The organism is Streptomyces sp. NPDC127038, from assembly GCF_042725875.1.
Taxonomy (GTDB): domain Bacteria; phylum Actinomycetota; class Actinomycetes; order Streptomycetales; family Streptomycetaceae; genus Streptomyces.
Genome location: NZ_JBHXDQ010000011.1, coordinates 99001 through 113931 on the forward strand (window position 1 = coordinate 99001; position 14931 = coordinate 113931).

General features: G+C 70.7%; 16 protein-coding genes. 6 read left to right on the plus strand and 10 right to left on the minus strand.

Features of this window, described 5'->3' with window-relative positions; translation table 11 throughout:
- Positions 1-80 precede the first annotated feature (80 nt).
- From ACFWI4_RS11445 to ACFWI4_RS11460, 4 genes are read right to left on the minus strand one after another with little or no spacing between them, the layout of a single operon-like run.
- Entirely contained in the window at positions 81-536 is a 456-nt protein-coding gene (locus ACFWI4_RS11445) for an Lrp/AsnC family transcriptional regulator (protein ID WP_266761447.1), read from the minus strand.
- A gap of 55 nt (positions 537-591) precedes the next feature.
- Positions 592-1281, minus strand: a complete 690-nt coding sequence (locus tag ACFWI4_RS11450; protein ID WP_385401830.1) for a UbiX family flavin prenyltransferase — start codon at positions 1279-1281, stop codon at positions 592-594.
- Positions 1282-1312: 31 nt separating this feature from the next.
- On the minus strand, positions 1313-2215 hold the full coding sequence (gene mqnP / locus ACFWI4_RS11455) for a menaquinone biosynthesis prenyltransferase MqnP (protein ID WP_385401828.1): 903 nt from the start codon (positions 2213-2215) through the stop codon (positions 1313-1315).
- Positions 2212-3663 (minus strand): menaquinone biosynthesis decarboxylase, encoded by a 1452-nt coding sequence (locus tag ACFWI4_RS11460; protein ID WP_385401826.1) that lies wholly within the window; start codon positions 3661-3663, stop codon positions 2212-2214. The genes mqnP and ACFWI4_RS11460 overlap by 4 nt, the downstream gene beginning before the upstream one ends.
- An 89-nt stretch (positions 3664-3752) precedes the next feature.
- Between ACFWI4_RS11460 and ACFWI4_RS11465 the strand changes: the two genes are divergently transcribed.
- Positions 3753-4151, plus strand: a complete 399-nt coding sequence (locus ACFWI4_RS11465; RefSeq protein ID WP_387193883.1) for a PLD nuclease N-terminal domain-containing protein — start codon at positions 3753-3755, stop codon at positions 4149-4151.
- 30 nt (positions 4152-4181) lie between these two features.
- Here the strand turns inward: ACFWI4_RS11465 and ACFWI4_RS11470 are convergent, their stop codons facing one another.
- Positions 4182-4517: an ArsR/SmtB family transcription factor gene (locus ACFWI4_RS11470; protein ID WP_387193886.1), complete on the minus strand. Its 336-nt coding sequence runs from the start codon at positions 4515-4517 to the stop codon at positions 4182-4184.
- 150 nt (positions 4518-4667) lie between these two features.
- Here ACFWI4_RS11470 and ACFWI4_RS11475 point away from each other — a divergent pair, with 150 nt between their 5' ends.
- From ACFWI4_RS11475 to ACFWI4_RS11495, 5 genes are all read left to right on the plus strand, one after another.
- On the plus strand, positions 4668-5645 hold the full coding sequence (locus ACFWI4_RS11475; RefSeq protein WP_387193889.1) for a zinc-binding alcohol dehydrogenase family protein: 978 nt from the start codon (positions 4668-4670) through the stop codon (positions 5643-5645).
- Between the two features lie 46 nt (positions 5646-5691).
- Positions 5692-6360, plus strand: coding sequence for a class I SAM-dependent DNA methyltransferase (locus ACFWI4_RS11480; RefSeq protein ID WP_387193892.1), 669 nt, complete (start codon positions 5692-5694; stop codon positions 6358-6360).
- A gap of 70 nt (positions 6361-6430) precedes the next feature.
- Positions 6431-6889 (plus strand): nucleoside deaminase, encoded by a 459-nt coding sequence (locus tag ACFWI4_RS11485; RefSeq protein ID WP_387193895.1) that lies wholly within the window; start codon positions 6431-6433, stop codon positions 6887-6889.
- A gap of 127 nt (positions 6890-7016) precedes the next feature.
- Positions 7017-7976: an isopenicillin N synthase family dioxygenase gene (locus tag ACFWI4_RS11490; protein WP_387194026.1), complete on the plus strand. Its 960-nt coding sequence runs from the start codon at positions 7017-7019 to the stop codon at positions 7974-7976.
- Between the two features lie 131 nt (positions 7977-8107).
- The gene (locus ACFWI4_RS11495; RefSeq protein ID WP_387193898.1) at positions 8108-9193 is read left to right on the plus strand and encodes a hypothetical protein; all 1086 of its coding nucleotides are present in this window, start codon (positions 8108-8110) and stop codon (positions 9191-9193) included.
- Here the strand turns inward: ACFWI4_RS11495 and ccsB are convergent.
- From ccsB to ACFWI4_RS11520, 5 genes are all read right to left on the minus strand, one after another.
- Complete coding sequence (gene ccsB / locus ACFWI4_RS11500; RefSeq protein ID WP_387193901.1) at positions 9178-10299, minus strand: c-type cytochrome biogenesis protein CcsB; 1122 nt, start codon at positions 10297-10299, stop codon at positions 9178-9180. The genes ACFWI4_RS11495 and ccsB overlap by 16 nt on opposite strands.
- Positions 10296-12134, minus strand: coding sequence for a cytochrome c biogenesis protein ResB (locus tag ACFWI4_RS11505; protein WP_387193904.1), 1839 nt, complete (start codon positions 12132-12134; stop codon positions 10296-10298). Before ACFWI4_RS11505 ends, ccsB begins: the two co-directional genes overlap by 4 nt.
- Before the next feature lie 3 nt (positions 12135-12137).
- A complete protein-coding gene (locus tag ACFWI4_RS11510; RefSeq protein WP_387194029.1) occupies positions 12138-12875 on the minus strand; it encodes a cytochrome c biogenesis CcdA family protein in 738 nt (245 codons plus the stop codon).
- Between the two features lie 50 nt (positions 12876-12925).
- Positions 12926-13543: a TlpA family protein disulfide reductase gene (locus tag ACFWI4_RS11515; protein WP_387193907.1), complete on the minus strand. Its 618-nt coding sequence runs from the start codon at positions 13541-13543 to the stop codon at positions 12926-12928.
- 66 nt (positions 13544-13609) lie between these two features.
- Positions 13610-14872 carry a hypothetical protein gene (locus ACFWI4_RS11520; protein ID WP_387193910.1) on the minus strand — a complete coding sequence of 421 codons (1263 nt, stop codon included), beginning with the start codon at positions 14870-14872 and terminating at the stop codon, positions 13610-13612.
- Positions 14873-14931 lie beyond the last annotated feature (59 nt).

Here is a 14931-nt window from a genome sequence, read left to right on the forward strand (position 1 = left end):
TGTGACGAACGCTGCCAACCGTACTCCCCGCCATTCCGGCGAAAGGCCCCCACCTGGGCCTTTCGCCCCGGGGGGTGTGTCTACTCCTCCTCGGGCAGCTCTCCGACCCGGTTCTCCCACTTGGTGGAGAGCACGATCGTGGTGCGGGTACGGGAGACTCCCTTGGTCCCGGACAGGCGCCGGATGGTCTTCTCCAGTCCGTCGACGTCGCTGGAACGCACCTTGAGCATGAACGAGTCGTCGCCCGCGATGAACCAGCAGTCCTCGATCTCGCTGAGGTCGCGCAGGCGCCGGGCCACGTCCTCGTGGTCGGCCGCGTCGGACAGCGAGATGCCGATCAGGGCGGTGACGCCGAGACCGAGCGAGGCCGAGTCGACCGTCGCGCGGTACCCGGTGATGACGCCGGCCGCCTCCAGCCGGTTGATGCGGTCGGTGACACTGGGTCCCGACAGACCGACGAGGCGCCCCAGCTCCGCGTAGGAGGCCCGGCCGTTCTCTCTCAGGGCCTGGATGAGCTGCCTGTCCACCGCGTCCATGCGATCGAAGCCTTCCGCTGAAAAAGTTCTGAGACGTCCTGAGAATCTTGCGAGTCTAGGGGGTGGCGTCCCGGGAACCGCTCCCGAGTTCGCCCTTCCACCGGCGGTACAGGCCGTGTTCGACACCCGCCGCGTCGAGGGCCCGCCCGGCGACGAAGTCCACCAGGTCCTGGATGTGCGTGGCCCCCGCGTAGAACGCCGGCGACGCGGGCAGGACGGTGGCGCCCGCGTCGTCCAGGGAGACCAGGTGACGCAGCGTCTGCCCGTTCAGCGGGGTCTCCCGTACGGCGACGACCAGCGTCCGTCCCTCCTTGAGGGTGACGCTCGCGGCCCGCTGGAGCAGGTCCTTGGACAGGCCCAGGGCGACTCCGGCCACGCAGGCGGTGGAGGCGGGCACGATGATCATGCCCTTGGCCGGGTACGAGCCCGACGAGGGTCCCGCCGCCAGGTCACCGGCGCTCCAGTGCCGTACCCCGTCGAGGTGTTCCCCGGGGACGTCGAAGGTGCCGGGCTTGCCGTCGGCGCCCCGCTCCAGCCAGGCGCGCAGGTCGTCCCGCCAGTGGGCGTCGCGGAACGGGAGGCCGGTCTCGTCGAGCAGCGTGAGCCGTGAGGCCCGGCTGACGACCAGGTCGACGCTCTCCCCCGCTTCCAGCAGCGAACGCAGCACCGCGGCCGCGTACGGCGTACCGGACGCGCCGGACACCCCCACGATCCAAGGCCGGCGCTGCGTCTGTCCTGGCTTCATGATGTCGAGCCTATCCGGCCACCGGCCATGTTCAGACCGTGAGCCCGCGCACCAGCAGGTCGAGCAGGGCGCACACGAAGAGGGCGATCCCGATGAAGCCGTTGACCTGGAAGAACGCCCGGTTCAGCCGGCTCAGGTCGTGGGGCTTCACGATGGAGTGCTCGTAGAGGAACGCGCCGGCGACGATCACCAGGCCGAGCCAGAAGAAGGCGCCCGCGCCGGTGGCCGCTCCGTACCAGACGAAGAGTGCCGTGGTCACGGCGTGGCAGCCCCGCGCGCCGCGGATGGCGGCCGGGATGCCGAACCGGGCCGGCACCGACATCACCCCGATCTCGCGGTCGGTCTCGACGTCCTGGCAGGCGTAGATCAGGTCGAAGCCGCCGATCCAGACGCCGACCGCGAGCCCGAGGACGACCGCGTCCCAGGACCAGGTGCCGGTGACGGCGATCCAGGCGCCGATCGGGCCCATCGCCTGGGCGAGACCGAGGATGGCCTGCGGGAAGTTCGTGAACCGCTTGCCGTAGGGGTAGACGACCATCGGGATGACCGCGATGGGCGCGAGTGCCAGGCACAGCGGGTTGAGCAGGGCCGCGGCGGCGAGGAAGACGACGAGGGCGACGAGCGCGCCGGTCCAGGCGTGCTTCACGCTCATCGCGCCGGTGACCAGTTCGCGCTGGGCCGTACGGGGGTTGCGGGCGTCGATCTCGCGGTCGATGATCCGGTTCGCCGCCATGGCGAAGGTGCGCAGGCCCACCATCGCGACGGTGACCAGGAGCAGTTTGCCCCAGTGGATGTTCTTGTCGACCTCGAACATCGCGGTCAGCGCCGCGATGTAGGCGAAGGGCAGCGCGAACACCGAGTGCTCGATCATGACGAGCCGCAGGAAGGCCTTGGTGCGGCCCGGCTGCGGAAGCGCCGCGGAAGCTGAACTCACAGCCCGTACTCCTTCCAGCGGCGGTCGACCGTCGCCGCCGTCTCCGGGTCGGACAGCACCATCTCGGGCCAGCCGCCGTCCCGGGTGTAGCCCTCCTCGGGCCACTTCCTCGTCGCGTCGATGCCCGCCTTGCCGCCCCAGAACTGCTGGTAGGAGGCGTGGTCGAGATGGTCGACCGGGCCTTCGACGACGGTGAGGTCACGGGCGTAGTCCGTGTTGCCGAGGGCGCGCCAGGCGACCTCGTGCAGATCGTGGACGTCGCAGTCCGCGTCGACGACCACGATGAGTTTCGTCAGGGACATCATGTGGGCGCCCCAGACGGCGTGCATCACCTTCTGGGCGTGCTTGGGGTACTTCTTGTCGATCGCGACGATCGCACAGTTGTGGAAACCGCCCGCCTCGGGCAGGTGGTAGTCCACGATGTCCGGCACGATGATCTTCAGCAGGGGGAGGAAGAACCGCTCCGTCGCCCGGCCGAGGGGACCGTCCTCCGTGGGGGGCCGGCCCACCACGATGGACTGGAGGAGCGGACGCCTGCGCATCGTGACGCAGTCGATGGTCAGGGCCGGGAACGGCTCCTGCGGGGTGTAGAAACCGGTGTGGTCGCCGAACGGCCCCTCGGGCAGCATCTCGCCCGGCTCCAGCCAGCCCTCCAGCACGACCTCGGCGTTGGCGGGCACCTGGAGCGGGACCGTCTTGCAGTCGACCATCTCGATCCGCTTGCCCTGGAGGAACCCGGCGAAGAGGTACTCGTCGATGTCGCCGGGCAGCGGGGCGGTGGAGGCGTAGGTGACGGCGGGCGGGCAGCCGAAGGCGATCGCCACCGGAAGCCGCTCGCCCTTGCGCGCCGCGACCTGGTAGTGGTTCCGGCTGTCCTTGTGGATCTGCCAGTGCATGCCGATGGTGCGCTTGTCGTGGCGCTGGAGCCGGTAGAGGCCGAGGTTGCGGACGCCGGACTCGGGGTCCTTGGTGTGGGTGAGGCCCAGGTTGAAGAAGGAGCCGCCGTCGTCGGGCCAGGTGAACAGGGCGGGCAGCGCGTCGAGGTCGACGTCCTCGCCCCGCAGCACGACCTCCTGCACCGGCGCGTCCTTGACCTTCTTCGGCGGGACGTGCGCCATCGCGCCGAGCTTGCCGAAGGCCTCGCGCACGCCGACGAAGCCGTGCGGCAGCTCGGGCCTGAGCAGTCCGCCGATCTTCTCGGAGATCTCGGCGTACGACTTCAGCCCGAGGGCCTTCAGCAGGCGCCGGTCGGTGCCGAACACGTTCATCGCGAGGGGCATGGCGGAGCCCTTCACGTTCTCGAAGAGGAGCGCGGGCCCGCCGGCCTTCTGCACCCGGTCGACGATCTCCCCGACCTCCAGGTACGGATCCACCTCTGCCTTGATGCGCTTGAGGTCTCCCTCGCGCTCCAGCGCCCTGAGCAGGGAGCGAAGATCGTCGTAAGCCATGTGTCCAAGTATCGGCCACCCGCTAATCTGTGCCCGTCACCGGGGGGCCCGTGCCGCCCCGCCGTCGCACACTGGGGGATCGTTCGGCCATGCTCAGGTATCTGCCCTTCCTGCTGGTCCTGGCGCTGTGGATCTACGCCTTCATCGACTGCCTCAACACGCCGGAGGAGGAGGTCAGGGGCCTGCCGAAGGTCATCTGGGTCATCGTCATCCTGCTCTTCGGCGAGGTGCTGGTCGGTCCGGTCGCCTGGCTGGTCGCGGGCCGCGCCCGCCGTGGCCCCGCCGGCGGTTCCACCCCCTCCGAGTGGCACCGCAGCCACCGGACGACGTTCGTCGCGCCCGACGACAACCCCGAGTTCCTGAAGTCCCTCAAGGCCGAGAACCGCAAGGACGAGGCCCTGCTGAAGGACTGGGAGGCGGACCTGCGCCGCCGCGAGGAGGAACTGAGGCGGCGCGAGGAGCAGAGCAGGTCCGACGAGGAGTCCTGACGCCGCGAGCGCCCGACGCAACGGCGGCCGCTAGCGCGGCTGGTCCGGGCGCAGGACGAGGCCGAGGAGCCCGGGGAAGCGGGCCTCGAACTCGCTCCGGCGCAGCCGGTTGACCCTCCTTGGGCCCTCGTCGCGCTGCTCGACCAGGCCCGCGCCGCGCAGCACGGTGAAGTGGTGGCTGAGCGCCGCCTTGCCGACGGGCACGTCGAAGCTCCCGCAGGCGCGGCTCCACTCCGTGGACCCCGCCAGCTCCCTGACGATCTGAAGGCGCACCGGATCGGCGAGGGCCGCGAGGGCGGTGAGCACGGGGACCTCGTCGGGGTGGGTGTGCTCGGGCGCCGCCCGGTGACTGCCGCGCTCGGCCACGCCGGCCTCCGTGTGTTCCTGGTCCGTGGCGCCCGGATCGTGTTCCCGGTCCGTGGTGCCCGGATCCGCTTGCAGAGTGTTCGATGAAAACCATACACTTCCGAGTGTTCGCTTTTCATTGAACAGTCGAGCGCCTACCAGGGGTGTGCCATGCGTACGGTCGAGATCCAGGAGTACGGCGGTCCCGAGGTCCTGCGGGTCACCGAGGCGGAGGTCCCCGATCCCGGGCCGGGGCAGGTGAGCATCGACGTGGCCTACGCGGGCGTGAACTTCGCCGACATCCTGGCGAGGTCCCAGGGCTACCGCGTACCCGGCCTGCCCTTCGTACCCGGCCTCGAGGTCTCGGGCCGGATCCGGGCGGTCGGCCCCGGCGTCACGGAACTGCGCGCCGGCCAGGAGGTCGCGGCGCTCACGCCGGGCGGGGCGTACGCGGACGTGACCGTGGCCGAGGCCGCGACGGTCTTCCCGCTGCCCGAAGGCGTCGGCCTGCGCACCGGCGCCACCCTGCCCACCGTCCTGCCCACGGCGTACGCGCTGCTGCACACCGTGGGCCGGATCCGGCCGGGCGAGACCGTGCTCGTGCAGAGCGCCGCCGGCGGTGTGGGCACGGCGCTCGGCAGGCTCGCGAAGGCGGCCGGGGCCGGTGCCGTGTACGGCGTCGTGTCGAGCGCGGCGAAGGCCGGGTACGCCCTCGGCAACGGCTACGACCAGGTGTTCGTGGGTTCGTTCCGCGACGAGGTGCGCGCGGCGACGGCCGGCCGCGGGGTGAACCTGGCCCTGGACGCGGTGGGCGGCGAGACCTTCCGGGACACCCTCGCCTCCCTCGCCCGCTTCGGCCGTCTGGTCGCCTTCGGCAACGCGGGCTCGGCGGAACCCTGGACGGTGGGACAGCAGGAGCTGAACCCCACCGGTCTGTCGGTCGCCGGTTTCTCGATCCTCGGCCTGGCCGCGGCGGACCCGGCCGCCCTCCGCGCCATCGCGGCGCGCGCGTTCGAGGCCGTCGCCGACGGCACCGTGAGCCTGCCGGTGACGGCGGAGTTCGCCCTGGAGGACGCGGCCGAGGCGCACACGCTGATGGGCTCGCGGACGAGCACGGGCAAGCTGCTGCTGCGGGTGGCCGGTTCCTGACGGTCACGACCGTGACTGTCGGACCCGCGGTCTAGCCTTCCGCGCCATGACCACTCGCCTTCAGGCCACCCGCGCCTCCTACGACACCGTCGCCGCCGACTACGCCGAACTGCTCAAGGACGAACTGGCCGCGAAGCCGCTGGACGTGGCGATGCTCGCGGCGTTCGCCGAGCGGGTGCGGGCCGGCGGTGGCGGGGCCGTGGCGGACCTCGGGTGCGGGCCCGGCCGGGTGACGGTCCAGCTGGAGCGGCTGGGGCTGGACGCGTTCGGGATCGACCTGTCGCCCGGGATGGTGGCGGTGGCCCGGCGGACACATCCCGGGCTGCGGTTCGAGACGGGCACGATGACCGGCCTCGACCTCCCGGACGGGAGTCTCGCCGGAGCCCTCGTCTGGTACTCGACCGTGCACACCCCGATCGCTGAACTGCCGTTGATGTTCGCCGAGTTCCACCGCGTCCTCGCCCCCGGCGGCCATCTCCTCATCGCCTTCAAGGTCGGCGACGAACAGGTCAGGCTGGAGCACGCGTACGGCCATGACGTGGACCTCGACGTCCACCGCTTCCCGCCCGAGCGGGTCGCCGCGCTCCTGCGGGCGGCCGGCCTGTCCGAGGTGGCCCGTCTCGTCCGCGAGGCCGACCCCCACGAGAGCACCCCGCAGGCGTTCGTCATGGCCCGCAGGACCGGTGACCCCGTGGCACCCGTCGCGGCCCCCTGAGCGAGGCGGTTCCCGGCGCCGCCCTCGTGTTCCAGCCTTGGGAGAGGGCGCTGCGGGGGACAGTGGTGTCATGGAGCTCATCGATCAGGCACAGGCCCGCGCATGGCTCGCGACCGCCCTCTCGGAGGCGCGCGCCGGACTCGCCGAGGGCGGGATTCCCATCGGGGCCGCGCTGTACGGCGCGGACGGCACCCTGCTCGGCCGGGGCCACAACCGCCGCGTCCAGGACGGCGACCCCTCGGCGCACGGCGAGACGGCCGCCTTCCGGGACGCGGGACGGCAGCGGTCGTACCGCGGCACGACCATGGTGACCACCCTGTCGCCGTGCTGGTACTGCTGCGGACTGGTCCGGCAGTTCGGGATCTCCCACGTCGTCGTCGGCGAGGCGGCCACCTTCCACGGCGGCCACGACTGGCTCGCCGCCCACGGCGTGCAGATCGTGCTGCTCGACGATCCCGAATGCACCGCGCTGATGCGCGACTTCATCGAGAAGAACCCCGCCCTGTGGAACGAGGACATCGGTGAATGAGGTGAACGAGGTGAACGACACGACGGACGCCACGCTGAGGAACCCCGCGAACGACCCCACGAACGGCCCGGCGGCCGCCCCCGCGAACGGCCCGGCGGACGACCCGGGCGAGGCCGCCGCCGGCCCCGTGGCCGCCGTCCCCACCGTCGACCTCGGCCCCTGGCTCGGCGGGGACCACGACGCCCGCGCCGCGCTCACCCGCACCGTCGACGACGCCCTCCGCACGGCCGGCTTCCTGCTCGTCACCGGCCACGGCGTGGACCCGGGACTGCGCCACCGGCTGCGGGAGTCCGCCCGCGCCTTCTTCGCCCTGCCCGCCGCGGCCAAACGGCCGTACGCCACACGGGTCGGCGGACGCGGCTGGCTCGGGCCGGGCGCTGAGGCCAACGGCTACGCCGAGGGCACCGAGACACCCCCGGACCTCAAGGAGTCCCTGACCTTCGCGACCCGCGAACCCTTCGAGGACCCGGAGACCGACGCGGAGTGGTACGCGCCGAACGTCTGGCCCGCCGAGACCCCCGGACTGCGCGAACTCTGCGAGGAGTACCTGACGGCGATGGCCGGGCTGCAACGGCTGCTGCTCGACCTGCTGGGCGAGGCGCTCGGCCCCGGACGGGACTTCTTCACCCGGCACATGGACCACCCCACGTACGGCTTCAACATCAACTGGTATCCGGGCACCGAGGTCGTCGGCACACCGCGGCCCGGCCAGTTCCGCATCGGGCCGCACACCGACTTCGGCACCGTCACCATCCTCGACCGGCAGACCGGCAGGGGCGGGCTCCAGGTGTTCACGGACAAGGACGGCTGGCGCGACGCGCCGTACGATCCGGCCGCGCTGACCGTCAACATCGGTGACCTCATGGCCCGTTGGACCGGAGACCGCTGGCGCTCGGGACGGCACCGGGTGCTGCCTCCCCCGGCCGACGCGCCCGCCGAGGAGCTGATCTCGCTCGTGTACTTCGGCGAGTGCACCCCCGGAACGCTGGTCGAGTCGGTGCCCGCGCCGGTGGGACGCGTGACCTACGAACCCGTGGACTCCCACGTCTATCTGCGCCGCAAGCTCGATTCGATCACTGTCGACTGAATCGCCGGGCGATTCCGGAAGCGAACGGACACCGTACGACCTATCCCGAACCAACTGCCCCTTCTTCAACAGTTGTTGATACACATCACAACAGCACATCCGGACCGGACCGCGGACCAGGGGGAGATGTGGTGCACACACAACTGGACGACCGGGAAGCCTTGTTCGACACGGAACCGCCCGGACTCGCGTCACGGCTGGTCGGCCTGCGCCCGTACCAACCCGGCACCACACCCTACGAACACCCGGAGGAACCGCCCTTCGTGGTGTTCGCGGGCGACCGGGGACGGGGCAAGACCGCCGTCCTCCACGCCCTGCGCGAGGCCTACCGCGGACACACCCCCACCGCTCTTCTCGACGGCGAGGAGAGGCAGTTCGCCGCCCCGCCCCCGGACCGCCCGGACGCGGCCTGGTCCCCGGTGGTCCAGGCGCTGACCACGGCCGCCGAACAGCTCGCCGGACCGGTGAAGGGCGCCGGCCGGATCGGATTCCCGCGGCTGTCCTGCGGACTGCTGGCGGTGGCGGCGGGCGGCTGGAGCGACCGCGACGCACCGCGCCTGCGGCAGGAGGCGGAGCGCGTGCTGCTGCTCGGCGGGGGCGAGTCCTGGCTGCCGGGGTTCACGGGACGCTGGGCGGGCAAGGTGGGTTCCCGGCTCGTCGCGTCGGCGGGCGGAACCGGCGCGGTGGTGGAACCGGTCATCGAGGCGGCCCTCGAGGCCTTCACGGAAGGGGTCTCCACGGCCCATCGCCGGCTGCGCGGGGCCGCCTCCTGGTACGGCGACTACCCGAACGCGGACGGCAGCCCCAAGCTCGCGCTGATCCTGCTCTCCCGGCACTTCCGGGCGGGCGGCCACGGCCGCAGACACGCGGAACGCCATCTCGTACGGGCCCTGCTGGCCGACCTCGACGACGCCTACGCGGGGGTCGTCCAGCGCTCGCACCGGCGGGGGCGCCCGGTCCTGCTCATCGACAACGTCCAGGAACCCGCGGGCCTCGGACTCCTGGAACCCGTCCTGCGCGACCGCGCCGACGGCATCAGGGACCAGGCCGTGTTCTTCGCCGGGCTGCGGGGCCGGACGCATCCGGCGCTGCGCAACGCGGGCCGCCTCGACCTGCCCGAGACGGCCCGGACCACCGGCTGGCGGCCCGGACCCTCACCGTCCTCGCGGGCCCTGCTCGTATCGCTGCCCGCCGGCGCGGGTCACACCCCCGCGTAGGAGTGCTTGCCGCCGACGAAGATGTTGACGCCGTAGTAGTTGAACAGCCAGCAGCCGAAGGCGATCAGGGCGATGTAGGCGGCCTTGCGGCCCTTCCAGCCGGCCGTGGCCCGCGCGTGCAGGTGGCAGGCGTAGGCGACCCAGGTGATGAACGCCCAGGTCTCCTTGGGGTCCCAGCCCCAGTAGCGGCCCCAGGCGTCGCCCGCCCAGATCGCGCCCGCGATGATCGTGAACGTCCACAGCGGGAAGACGGCCGCGTTCACACGGTAGGAGAACTTGTCGAGCGAGGCCGCGGAGGGCAGCCGCTCCATGACGGAGGTGGCGAAGCTGCCCGGCTGTCCGCCGTTCTCCAGCTTGCTCTCGTACGAGTCCTTGAACAGGTACAGGATCGTGCCGACGGCGCCCACGTAGAAGACGGCGCCGCACAGGATCGCGGTCGACACGTGGATGTACAGCCAGTACGAGTGCAGCGCGGGGACCAGCTGGTCGCTCGCGGTGTACAGGACGGTGACCGCGAGACCGAGGTCCAGCAGGACCGAGGTGATCAGGGGCAGGCCGAGCCAGCGGACGTTCTTCTTCAGCGCGAGCAGGACGAGGAAGACCCCGACGGCGACGGTGGAGAAGGTGATGTTGAACTCGTACATGTTGCCCCAGGGGGCACGCTGCACGGACAGGGCGCGGGCGAGGACACCGGCCGTCTCGACGGCCCACGCCAGCACGCTGAGGGAGATGGCGATACGGCCGTAGAGGTCGCCCTGCTCGTCACCGCCGTGCGCGCCGGGCCCGTCGGGCACGTCCCGCGCGCCCGCCGAGGACCGGGTGACGACCGTCGGCCGCTCCAGCACGGCGGTGCCGCCGGCCTTCTGCACGGTGATCCCGGGAGCCGCCGCGGACGCCTTCGCGCCGTTCGCGGTGAGCGCGTTGGCCGTGCGGGCCACCTTGCTGCGGCTGCCGAAGAGCCATTCGGCGATGAAGGCGAAGAAGGCCAGGGTGTAGACGGCCATCGCGGAGTAGATCAGCGTGTTGCTGATGTTGGCGAGGTGTTCGTTGGTCGCGGTGGCCAGATCGGTCACGGCGCCCAGGTCGTGTGCGGTGGCGAGCGTCACTGCTTCTTGGACCCTTCAGCGGCGGGTACGGGGGGTTCGGCGTCGGCGTCGGTGGGGGCCGCGTCTTCGTCGGGCTTGGTGGGTGCCTGTTCGTGCACGAGCGCGGCCAGGTCGCCGAGCTCCTCGGGAAGCTTCGCGGACTCGCTGCGGCCGAGGCCGGCCATCTCGACGACGGTGACCCCGTCGTCGCCGGTGGTCGCCCGCACCCAGACACGGCGGCGCTGGATGAACAGCGAACCGGCGAGACCGAGGATCGCGGTGAACGCCCCGGCCAGCGCCCAGTCACTGCCGGGCTGCTGGGTGACCTGGAAGTTCGCCCACTCCTTGATGTCCTTGTCGAAGGTGATCGAACCGGCGCCGTCCGGCAGCGTCATCGTCTCGCCGGGCCGCAGCCGCGCCTTGACGATCTCGCCCTTGGCGTCCTTGTACTGCTTCATGTGGGACGTGTCGAGCTGGTACACGTTCTGCGGGAGGCCCGCGTCGACGCCGAGGCTGCCGTGGAAGCCGCTCAGCGCGAGCACGGGATAGTCGAGCGCGGGGAACTGGGAGAACATGTCGCCCTTGCCCGCCCCGGCGAAGGTCGGCACGAAGAAGGCGGAGAAGCCGAGCTGTTCGCTCGTGCCCCGCGCGTTCCTGTACCCGTCCATGACCTTGATCGCGCCCTGCGAGGTGACGTTGGAGTCCAGCGGCAGCATGGGCACGGCGTCGTGGAAGACGACCTTGCCCTTGCCGTCCCTGACGGTCACGGTGGGCGCGTAGCCGTGGGCGGTCAGATAGACCTTCGAGTCGCCGATCACCAGCGGCTCGTTGACCTTGACGAGCGTGTCGCGCTCCTTGCCGTAGGCGCCCTCGCTGTAGGTGAGAGCGGCCTGGTACGTGCGGGGCGTGCCCTTGTTGGGGCCGGTCCGCTCGTAGGTGCCGGTGAACTTCTTCAGCTGGAAACTGAACGGGGTCAGGTCGTCGGTGCTGAAGAGGTTGCCGGACTTGAAGTCGTCGTAGGACAGGAGCGTGTTGGAGAAGCCGTCGCCCTCGACGACCAGCTTGTCGCCCTCGGACTTGAAGAGCTGGCCCCAGGCGAAGGCGACGAGCATCACGATCAGCGCGATGTGGAAGAGCAGGTTGCCGGTCTCGCGCAGATAGCCCTTCTCCGCGGCGACGGCGTCCTTGTCGACGTGCGCCCGGAACCGCTTCTGCCCGAGCACCTTCAGCGCGATCTCGCGGACCTGCTCGGGCTCGGCCGCGGTCCGCCAGGTCGTGTACGCGGGCAGCCGGGTCAGCCGCTTGGGCGCGCCCGGCGGACGGCCGCGGAGCTGTCCGACGAACTGCCAGGTGCGGGGCACGATGCAGCCGATGAGCGAGACGAACAGCAGGATGTAGATCGCGGAGAACCACACCGAGCTGTACACGTGGAACAGGCCGAGCTTGTCGTAGACCGGTCCGAGCCAGGTGTGCGCGTCCTTGAAGTCCTGCACCTTCTGGGCGTCGGTGCCGGACTGCGGGATCAGCGATCCGGGGATGGCGCCGAGCGACAGCAGGAAGAGCAGGATCAGCGCAACCCGCATCGAGGTGAGCTGGCGCCACATCCAGCGGGTCCAGCCGGTGGCCTCGCGCCCGGTCCAGGCGATCCAGCCCAGGGCGCCGGGGGTCCGGGCGCCGCCGAAGGAGCCGGGCATCGCCGTCTCCACGGGCGCGGTGGACAGCTGGGATCCCGCCGCGCCGAGCTCGCCGTCCGCGGCCACTCCGACGTGCCGTTTCGCGCTCACCGGATCGGGGGTTCCGTCGTCCTCCGGTGTCGGGGCGGACTCGGCCGCCTTGCCGGTGTCAGTGCTGCTCATGGATCAGATCCCTACCGTGAAGCCGTCGGACCAGGTCTGCATCTGCTGCACGATGCCGTCCCAGGCACCGGTGAGCAGGAGCAGGCCCGTCACGATCATCATTCCGCCGCCGATCCGCATCACCCAGGTGTAGTGGCGCTTGACCCAGCCGAAGGCGCCGAGCGCCTTGCGGAAGGCCACCGCGGTGAGGACGAAGGGCACGCCGAGACCGAGGCAGTAGGCGACGGTCAGTATGGCCCCGCGTCCGGCGCTCGCCTGCTCCATGGAGAGCGTGTTGACGGCGGTGAGCGTCGGGCCGAGGCACGGGGTCCAGCCGATGCCGAAGAGCGCGCCCAGTATCGGCGCCCCCGCGAGCCCGGTCACCGGTCGCTTGTGGAAGCGGAACTCGCGCTGGGTCAGCCAGGGCATCAGGCCCATGAAGAAGACGCCCATCGCGATCATCAGCGCGCCGAGGACCTTGCTGAGCGTGCCGTCGTACTCGTGCAGCGTGGAGCCGAAGTAGCCGAACAGCGCGCCGCCGGAGACGAACACGGCGGTGAAGCCGAACACGAACAGGCTGGCGCCCGCGACCATCCGCCCCCGTCTGGCGTCGGCCAGGTCGGTGCCGCTGACTCCGGTGACGTACGACAGATAGCCGGGTACGAGCGGCAGGACGCACGGCGAGAAGAAAGAGACGAGCCCGCCGAGCACGGCGATGGGCAGCGCGAGCAGCAGGGCGCCGCTGTAGACCGTGGTGTTCATGTCGGTCGAGGCGGCCAGGTTCGTGGTCGTCTGGAGAAGGGACACGTCGGTCACTTCTCCGCGAGGACGGGGTCGAGCATCTCGTGCAGCTTGTCCTCGCTGAGCGCCTGGAGCGTGCGGGCCGCGATCTTCCCGTCCCGGTCGATGATGATCGTGGAGGGGATCGTCTGCGGGTTGAGCGTGCCCTTCTTGAAGCGGAGCATCAGCTTGCCCGTCGGGTCGTACAGGCTGGGGTACGGGACGCCCTGCGCCTTCTCGAAGGCCTTGGCCGGGGAGGTGCTGGGGTCACGGGTGTTGATGCCGACGAACTGTACGCCCTGCGCGGCGGTGGCCTTGGCGACCTTGACGAGGTTCGGCGTCTCGGCGCGGCACGGGGGGCACCAGGAGCCCCACACGTTGAGGACGACGACCTTGCCCTTGTAGTCGGCGACGTCGAGGCTCTTGCCGTCGATGGTCTTGCCGGAGAGGTCCGGGGCGGTGTCCCTGGACCCCTTGGCGACGGTGGAGATGCCGTCCTTGCCGGCGACGAAGTTGCTGTTGCCCGCGCCGCCGGAGGTGCCGCCGGATCCGCACGCGGACAGGACGAGCGCGGCGATGGCGGCACCTGTGCTGAACAGGGCGGCGCGGGTGCGGTTCGGGCGCTGGTCTGCGCGGCGGGCGGCACTCATGTGAAAAGTTTCGCATGCCCGTTTCGGGGATCTTCCGCACCCCCCTTGCGGGTGGAAACCCGCATTTCAGGCGGCCTGCCCCCGAAGGTAGCGGTGCCAGCCTCCGACGGGCTCCTCGGCCACGTCCATCGCCTGGAGCTTCGCGAGCACCTCGGGCCGCTGGACGTCCAGCCAGTCCACGAACTGCCGGAAGGAGACCATGCGCACGTCGGCGCCCTTCTCCTTCTCCTGGGCGATGTGGGTGAAGACGTGCTCGACGGCGTCCATGTAGATGCCGCCGTTCCACTCCTCGAAGTGGTTGCCGATGAAGAAGGGCGCGCGGTTCGTCTCGTAGGCCCGCTTGAATCCGGCGACGTAGGAGGCGGACGCCTGGGTGCGCCAGCCCGGGTAGTTGTACGAGGGTGCCCGGGTGGTGGCGATCGACTGGTTGGCGAGGATGTTGTAGTCCATCGAGAGGACCTCGAAGCGGTGTCCGGGGAAGGGCATCGCCTGGAGGGGCAGGTCCCACAGCCCCTCCTTCTTCTGCGGCCAGCGCTGGACACCGCCGGGCGAGGAGGCGTCGTAGCGCCAGCCGAGCTCCTTGATGGCGGGCAGCAGGTTGTTCTGGCCGAGCAGGCAGGGGGTGCGGGCGCCGATGAGCTCCTTCTCGTAGTCGAAGGGCAGCGGGGGCAGGTCGGTCCAGCCCGTGTTGGTGCGCCACTCGGTGACGAAGGACTTGGCCTGTTCGATCTCGCTGGTCCACTGGCGGGGCGTCCAGTTGCCGACCGAGCCGGAGCCGCCGCAGAAGTGGCCGTTGAAGTGGGTGCCGATCTCGTGGCCGTCGAGCCAGGCCTGACGGATCAGCTTGAGCGTGGAGCGGACGTGTTCGTCGCTCAGGTAGCCGATGTCCGAGGCGCCGCGGGGGTTGTTCGGCGGGTCGTAGAGGCGCTTCTTCGACTCGGGCAGCAGATACAGCCCGGAGAGGAAGAACGTCATGTGCGCGTCGTGCTCGTTGGCGAGCTGGAGGAAGCGGTCGAAGAGGCCGGTGCCGACCTCTCCGGCTCCGTCCCAGGAGAAGACCACGAACTGCGGCGGGGTCTCGCCGGGTTCGAGCGGTACGGGGGCCTGGGGCTGGCGCGGCTGCTTGCCGGTGTAGGCGGTGGAGCCGTCGCCGATCAGTCGGGCGGCCGGCTTCTTCGGGGCACCGGGCCGGCCGGTGCCGGCCGTGGCGGACGGGTCAGGATGCCGTTTTGCTTCCTTGCCCGAGGTGGTGCCGCATGCGGCGAGTCCGAACGCGGTCGCCGCACCCGCACCGAGGCCGATCATTCCCCTTCGGCTGACGTCGCGCATACGGTCCTCTTTTCATCGCACCCTCTCAGCTGACTCTCAGCTTGTATCCCATGAGAGGG